At 69.9% G+C, this 6,179-nt stretch carries 4 protein-coding genes; all 4 read right to left on the bottom strand.

Translation table 11 applies throughout. From position 1 onward, the window contains the following. Positions 1-865: 865 nt before the first annotated feature. The 4 genes from BZL64_RS33875 to BZL64_RS33860 all read right to left on the bottom strand — a co-directional run bounded on the left by BZL64_RS33875 (position 866) and on the right by BZL64_RS33860 (position 6,090). Entirely contained in the window at positions 866-2,290 is a 1,425-nt protein-coding gene (locus BZL64_RS33875; RefSeq protein ID WP_086772922.1) for an AI-2E family transporter, read from the bottom strand. A 146-nt stretch (positions 2,291-2,436) separates the two neighbouring features. Further along, complete coding sequence (locus BZL64_RS33870; RefSeq protein WP_208639576.1) at positions 2,437-3,123, bottom strand: aggregation-promoting factor C-terminal-like domain-containing protein; 687 nt, start codon at positions 3,121-3,123, stop codon at positions 2,437-2,439. Positions 3,124-3,530: 407 nt separating this feature from the next. Further along, entirely contained in the window at positions 3,531-4,856 is a 1,326-nt protein-coding gene (phoH2, locus tag BZL64_RS33865) for an RNA 5'-3' helicase PhoH2 (RefSeq protein WP_086772920.1), read from the bottom strand. A gap of 460 nt (positions 4,857-5,316) precedes the next feature. After that, positions 5,317-6,090 carry an isoprenyl transferase gene (locus tag BZL64_RS33860; RefSeq protein WP_086772919.1) on the bottom strand — a complete coding sequence of 258 codons (774 nt, stop codon included), beginning with the start codon at positions 6,088-6,090 and terminating at the stop codon, positions 5,317-5,319. Between the last annotated feature and the right edge of the window lie 89 nt (positions 6,091-6,179).

Genomic DNA, 6,179 nt, shown 5'->3' with positions numbered 1-6,179 from the left:
CCCGGCGTCGTACGCCCTCCCCGCCGGGCGGCAGCCGGACCGGGATCGGGGCGGGTGTCCGCGGGCACTCCAGGAACCCTTCGGCGAGCATCCGGGCGACCTCGACGGTGACCGTGTAGACGCCGCGCCCGGTACGGAAGGCGAGGTCGCGGGCGGTGCGCCGGCCGTCGGCGTGGGTGAGCAGCTCGCGTTGCAGCGCGGTCAGGCGGACGGCGGCGTACGACAGCGAGGTCGGTACGGGGCGTTCCCGCTCGGGGCGGACCGGGTACGGCAGGGCGAGCAGGGCGGCCAGTCTGCGGGAGGCGCCCGCCAGGAGCGGGGCGGGCGGTTCGCCGNNGACGCCGCCCGCGACGACCGCGAAGGCGGCGTCCTGGAGGGCCATCACGCAGACGACCCTGAGCTGGGCGGCTCCCGTGTAGCCGTGGGCGACGAGTGCGGCGACGGGCCAGCGCGCCCCGTCGGACTCGCGCACCAGACCGGCCCATTCCTCGCCGCCGATCCGTCCGGAGCGCAGCAGCAGGGCCTCCGGTCCAGGCGCTCCCGGTGACTCGACGGCGATCACGAGTCCGTCGCGCAGGTGGAAGGTGCCGCCGGGTGAGCCGGACGCACGCAGTTCCCCGGTGAAGCCGTCACGCCCGCACGCGGTCAGGTCGCGGGCCAGCAGCTCGTAGCCCGACATCACTCCCCTTGGCATGTCGCACATACGCCTGACACGTAGCGCTCAGGGGGGAAGGTCTATCAGCCGGAAGGCACGGTCCGGCGACGGGTTTCCGACCTGCCCTCAGCTGTCGGAAGTTGCTCCGTCGCGTGTCTCAATTCGCCTGCTCGGGCGCCGATTTGACCGAGTCGAAGAAGGTGCTCCCATTCACCCCTCGGGGTGGGCGGGGTCCTGCCGTTCCTCGCTGCCGTCGCCCTTTCGGGTTCCCTCTGCCGAGGCTTCGCCTCCGGATCCGCCTGCCGGCCGTGCGGAGGCCTCGTCCCCGGGCTCCGGACGGGCGGCCGGCCGTACGGGGGCCACGTCCACCGCCGTCGCACCCCTCGGCTTCGGTGCCGTCAGCAGGGCCGGCTCCCTGGAGTACGCGTGCAGATAGCTGACCACCGTGTTCGTCACCGCCACCAGCGGTACGGCGACCACCGCGCCGCCGATCCCGGCCACCATGCCGCCGCAGGCCACCGAGAGGACCACCGCGAGCGGGTGGACGCGCACGGCGCGGCCGAGGATGAACGGCTGGAGGATGTGCCCCTCGATCTGCTGCACGGCCAGCACGACCGCCAGTGTCATCACCGCGGTGAACACGCCCTGGGTGACCAGGGCGACGACCACGGCCAGTGCCCCGGAGGCGACCGCGCCGACCAGCGGGATGAAGGAGAACAGGAAGATGAAGACGGCCAGCGGTACGGCCATGGGCACTTCGAGGAAGTAGATGCCGAGACCGATGAAGATGGCGTCGATCAACGCCACCAGCACCGTGCCGCGCACATACGCCGTGAGCGTCGCCCAGGCCCGCGGACCGGCGCCCGCGACACCCGGCCGGGCGGCGGCGGGGACCAGCTTGAGGGTCCACTGCCAGATGCGCTTGCCGTCGTAGAGCAGGAACAGCGTCGAGAAGAACGCCAGCAGGATGCCGGTGAGGGCCTCCACGACGACGGTGACGCCCTCCAGCCCGGCGGAGGTGATCTCGTCGGTGTTGGCCCCGACCGCCTCACGCAGGTTCTTGGCGATGCCGTTGATCTGCTTGTCGGTGACGTGGAAGGGGCTGTTCAGCAGCCAGCGGCGCAGATCGTCGATGCCGTCCTGGACCTGGTCGGAGAGGTTGTCGATGTTCTCCATGACCTGCCAGGTCACGAACCAGCCCATCAGGCCGATGACGACGAACCCGAAGATCCCGGTCAGCGCGGTCGCGGGCCCGCGGGGAACGCCCAGCCGCTTCAGCCGGGCCACGGTGGGTTCGAGCAGTGCGGTCAGCAGCAGCGCCACCACGAAGGCCAGCACGACGAGTTGGACTGCGCTGATGACCTTCATCAGGACCCAGACGGTCCCGGCCAGCACCAGCAGCCGCCAGCCCGCCTCGGCGGCGACCCGGACACCCCACGGCACGACCTGTGCGGGGTCGGGGCGCGGTGCGGGCGGCGGCAGTTCGACGGCGGGCGCCACCGGCGTCTCGGGCACCGCCGGGTCCGGTACGGCGCCGCTCTCCCGGTCGGTCTCGGCCCGACGTTCGTCGAGCCGCTGCCCCATCCTGGTCAGACCGGCACCTACCCGGCCGAGCCACCCTGGCACTCGCGACATGATGCGCCCTCTTCCCCCGTCTCTCCCCCACCACTCGCCCCTGGAGTCGGCGGCATGGACCGTACAAGACCGTACAGGGCGAAAGCCCCTCCCCCTAGGACGGGGAGGGGCTGCGCGGGGTTGAGCTGTCGGTGCCGGGCGTCGGCCTAGTACCAGTGGTTGGACTGCCAGAACGACCAGGCCTCACACGGGCTGCCGTAGCGGTCGTTCATGTAGTTCAGGCCCCACTTGATCTGGGTGGCCGGGTTGGTCTGCCAGTCGGCGCCCGCGGACACGTACTTGCCGGCGGGCAGCGCCTGGAAGAGGCCGTAGGCGCCGGAGGACGGGTTGACGGCCCGGTAGTTCCAGCTGGACTCGTGGTCCACGATGTTGCTGAAGCACTGCCACTGGCCGCTCGGCACCATCTGCTGCGCCATCGCCTGGATCTGGTCGATGGTGTACGAGTTCTGGATGGGGAAGTCGGAAGAGCTGCGGCTCGCGGCGGCCTTGACCTCGGCGCGTTCCTTGGCGTCGGCGGCCGCCTTCTCGGCGGCCTCCTTCTTCGCGATCGCGGTCTTGGCGGCGGCCTTGCGGGCCGACTCCTCGGCGTCCTTCTTGGCGCCCTCGTCCGCGGCGATGGCCTGGACACTGGCCTGCTGCGTCAGGGAGGCGGTCTGCACCTGGGCCTGCTGACCTGCGGGGATGTCGGCGAGGAGCGTCGTAGAGTCGCTTACCGCCGCTTCCGCGTCGTTGGGCTGCGCGGTGCTGCCCGAGGCAACACCGACGACGCTTCCGACAGCGGTGACCGCCGTGGCCGAGGCCACTGCGAATCCCCGGACCGAGATCCGGCTCACACGGTTTCCTTCCAGCATCGCCCGCTTCGGTGACCCTGGCGGACGCAATCGTGCCCCTGAACACTGGCCTCCCAACTGCGGGGTCACGGGAGGCGCGGGCCCGGTGGGCAACTCCCTGCTCGGGAGCGCCGCATGGTGCGCGGGCGGCATACGACGAAGCTATGGAGTTGATGTGGTGTCGTATCGCTGGGGATACACGTGTGTCGTATGCGGGGCCTGACAGGAAGGAGACTCTGCCGTAACCGACGCCGGGTGGCAATTCCGAGTTGCGTGTGAAAGCTCACATCCCGTTTCGCCCTGGGTATTTCATCGTTCGCCCACATACGAAGGCGCCGCCCGACTAGGCTCACAGCCTTTGCCGAGCGGCGCCAACTACCTGGTACGGCCCGCGAAACGGGGCGGTCCGGTCAGATGTGTCCCTCCTCCAGCATTTCGGTCACGAGGGCCGCGATCTGGGACCTTTCGGACCGGTTGAGGGTGACGTGCGCGAAAAGCGGATGCCCCTTCAGTTTCTCCACGACGGCGACGACACCGTCGTAGCGGCCGACTCGCAGATTGTCCCTTTGCGCGACATCGTGGGTCAGAACGACCCGCGAATTGGCGCCGATCCGGGACAGAACGGTCAGCAGGACGTTCCGCTCCAGCGACTGCGCCTCGTCCACGATCACGAACGCGTCGTGCAGTGAGCGACCGCGGATGTGGGTGAGCGGCAGGACCTCCAGCATGCCGCGGGCGGTGACCTCCTCGATGACCTCGCGGCTGGTGACCGCGGACAGCGTGTCGAAGACCGCCTGTGCCCAGGGGCTCATCTTCTCGGCCTCGGAGCCGGGCAGATAGCCCAGTTCCTGCCCGCCCACCGCGTACAAGGGGCGGAAGACCATCACCTTCTGGTGCTGGCGGCGCTCCAGGACCGCCTCCAGACCGGCGCACAGTGCGAGCGCCGACTTGCCGGTGCCGGCCCGGCCGCCCATCGACACGATCCCGATGTCCGGGTCGAGCAGCAGGTCGAGCGCGATGCGCTGCTCGGCGCTGCGGCCCTTGATGCCGAACACCTCCCGGTCGCCGCGCACCAGCCGCACGTTGCCGTCGGCCGTGACCCGGCCGAGCGCCTTGCCGCGCTCGGACTGGATGGTCAGGCCCGTGTGCACGGGGAGTTCGGAGGCTTCCGGGACGTACACCCGTCCTTCCTCGAAGAGGATGTCCACCTGTTCGCCGGGAAGCGTCAGTTCGGACATTCCGGTCCAGCCGGAGGAGTCCGTGATGGCCAGTTCGGCCCGGTACTCCTCGGCGAGCAGACCCACGGAGGACGCTTTGATCCTCAGCGGGAGGTCCTTCGACACGACGGTGACGTCGAACCCCTCGGCCTGCAGATTGCGGGCGACCGCGAGGATGCGTGAGTCGTTGTCCCCCAGGCGGTAGCCGGTGGGCAGCACGCTGGGGTCCGAGTGGTTGAGCTCGACACGGATGGTCCCGCCCAGCTCCCCGATCGGGATGGGGGCATCGAGACGGCCGAACTGCACCCGGTAGTCGTCGAGCAGGCGCAGGGCCTGCCGGGCGAAGTAGCCGAGTTCGGGATGGTGCCGCTTGGCCTCCAGCTCGGTGACCACGACGATGGGGAGCACGACTTCGTGCTCCTCGAAGCGGTTCATTGCGTGCGGGTCGGCCAGCAGGACGCTGGTGTCGAGAACGTAAGTGCGCCGGTCGGGCTTATGGCGCTTTGTGCTGGTCACCACGGAAGGACGTACCCCCTCGGATGAGGTCGGGGAGCGACGGAGTGGAGCTGGACCGGAATTCGCCCGCTTGCACGGACCGAAAACCGGCCCTCCGCTACGTCCGTGCGGACCGCACGATCGGGCTGGTGCAAAGGGCCTCCCGGGCGGACGGCCCCGTGCCGTCCGCTGAGATCCGACACCCGTGGTTCGGGCGTCGACCTGCTGTGCTTATGCCCTCGAACATGCGCCGCCATGCCACGGCATATGACGGCGCGCCGATGAACTCCTCGTTACTTCCGTCCCAGCGGGGGTACTCGGGGGATTTCCGTGGGGCACGGAGAGGCACGGAGGCGTGCGGCCGGGGTGGCCTGAGACCGCCGGACGCGGCTGGAAACGGCTGGACACGACTGGACGCGACGCGGCTGGAAACGGTATGGCCGGCCGTCAGTGCGTACGGCCGGCCGTCGTGTCCGAGGTGGGGTCAGCCGCCGAAACGCCGGTGCCTGATCTCGTAGTCGCGCAGCGCGCGCAGGAAGTCGACCTTGCGGAACGCGGGCCAGAACACGTCGCAGAAGTAGTACTCGGAGTGCGCGGTCTGCCACAGCATGAATCCGGACAGCCGCTGTTCGCCGCTGGTACGGATCACGAGGTCGGGGTCCGGCTGGGCGCCGGTGTAGAGGTGGCGGCCGATCATGTCGATGTCGACGGACTCGGCGAGGTCCTCCATCGAGACGCCCTTGTCCTGGGCGTCGAGGATCATCGAGCGGACCGCGTCGGCGATCTCCTGGCGACCGCCGTAGCCGATGGCGACGTTGACGAGTATCCCGTCGATGTCGGCGGTGGCCTCCTCGGCCTCCTTCAGCGTGCGCTGCATGCCGGCCGGGAGAAGGTCGGGCGTGCCGACGTGGTGCACGCGCCAGCGGCCGTCGGCGGCCAGGGTGCGGACGACGTCCTCGATGATGCCGAGAAGGGGGACCAGCTCTTCCTTGGCGCGGTCGAAGTTGTCCGTCGACAGCAGCCAGAGGGTGACGACGCCCACGTCCGTCTCGGAGCACCAGCCGAGGAATTCCTCGATCTTTTCGGCGCCCGCCCGGTGGCCGTGCACGGTGGTGGAACCCGCGGCCTTCGCCCAGCGGCGGTTGCCGTCCATGATCACGCCGATGTGCTTGGGCACCTGAGCGTGGTCCAGGTGGCCTTCCACCCGGCGCGCGTACAGCCTCACCAGCAGGCCGCGCAGCTTGTCGCGCAGGTTCACGTGAATGTCAGCCCCTCCGTGCGGTGGCGGTCCCCGCGGGCGGCAGCCTACCCCCACGAGAGCCGTGGGCGGCGGGCGGGGTGCGCGAG

The sequence above is a fragment of the Streptomyces bobili genome (assembly GCF_002154575.1).
Classification (GTDB): Bacteria; Actinomycetota; Actinomycetes; order Streptomycetales; family Streptomycetaceae; genus Streptomyces; species Streptomyces bobili.
Note: the sequence above shows the minus strand (reverse complement) of the source record. Positions and strands in the feature narration are given on the sequence as shown.

Bases quoted from the DNA above. Each gene is read 5' to 3' on its own strand.
- BZL64_RS33875 (WP_086772922.1), bottom strand. From the start codon at position 2,290: ATGTCGCGAGTGCCAGGGTGGCTCGGCCGGGTAGGTGCCGGTCTGACC.